Genomic DNA, 1,198 nt, shown 5'->3' with positions numbered 1-1,198 from the left:
AAAGAGCCTGGCCAACCAGACCGCACGCGCGACCGACGACATCGCCGCCAAGATCGCCGCGATCCAGTCCGCCACTCGTTCCACCGTCGATACCAACGCGTCGATCAAGACCACCGTCGCCGAGGTGCAGGAAAGCGCCAACCGCATCCGCTTCGCGATGGAAGCGCAGGCGCAGACCGTCACGGCGATCACCGCCGCGGTCGACGAGACCGCGCTTGCCGCCGATTCGATGTCGAACACCATCGCCACCATCCGCGAGGATACCGAAGCCGTCGCCAACGAAATCGACGGCGTCGGCAAGGGATTCGATTCGCTCGACGGTCAGCTCGGGCAACTCAAGGCCAGCGCCAGCGACTTCGTCGCCAAGGTCGCGGCATGAACCCAGGAGAGGAAAACGTGGGAGAAACTCCGCCGGTCGTCTGGCCCGACGAATTGAGAGCAGCGCTCAAGCGTGACCTCCCCCCATTCGACTGGGATGGGCAGGTCGCACCGATCTGCGCCGAGATCGTCCCGATCATCGACCAGCATTACGAGAGCATCTGCCGCGTCTTCTGGGATCATTATGTCGCGCATCCCGCGACCGCGCATGTCCGATCCTATTACACGCCGGAGAAGTTCGCGGCGCAGGTCGTCGGCAGTGTCGCCTATATGCGCGCCAAGTTCGAGCACCCGCTGGGCCGCGAATGGAAGGCGATGGCCTGCGCCCATGCCCGCGACGCGGACCGTGCCGGCGTCTCGCTTGCTCCGTTGCTTTCGTCGCTCGCCGCGGCGCACCAGGCGACGTTCCGCGTCGTCGGTGAAGCGTGCGCCCAGGATGGCGCGCGCATGGCGCGCTATGCCGATGTGATGCAGCGCGTGTCGCTGGTCGAGGCGCATTTGCTGACCAGCTATGTCAGCCATCTGGTCAGCACCCGCGCGCAGGAAGCGCGGCTGGAAAGCTCGCAGAAATTCCGCGAATCGATCGCCGCGTCGATCGAAGGCACCGCGCAACTCGGCAACAAGATCCGCGGCCAGGCGGCACGCACCTCCAATTCGGCACAGGGCATGCTCGACAAGACCGCCGAAGTCGCGGCGGCAGCCGAGCAATCGGCAGTGGCGATGCGCGAGGCGGCACAAACCGCGGCCGGATTGATCCGCGCGATCGAGGATGCCCGGACCGAAGTCGAGGTAGCCGCCGAGATCGCGACGCGCGCCAGCT

The 1,198-nt window shown here is 66.0% G+C and carries 2 pseudogenes; both read left to right on the top strand.

The features are described from left to right. Window positions 1–379 (top strand): annotated as a pseudogene (locus SPR01S_RS21010) (methyl-accepting chemotaxis protein); the annotation flags it as partial. Between the two features lie 17 nt (window positions 380–396). Next, window positions 397–1,198, top strand: a pseudogene (locus SPR01S_RS21930) (methyl-accepting chemotaxis protein); the annotation flags it as partial.

It is taken from the genome of Sphingomonas pruni NBRC 15498 (genome assembly GCF_001598455.1).
Lineage (GTDB): Bacteria > Pseudomonadota > Alphaproteobacteria > Sphingomonadales > Sphingomonadaceae > Sphingomonas > Sphingomonas pruni.
The sequence above is the reverse complement of the archived record's forward strand: the minus strand, read 5'-3'. Positions and strand labels throughout refer to the sequence as shown.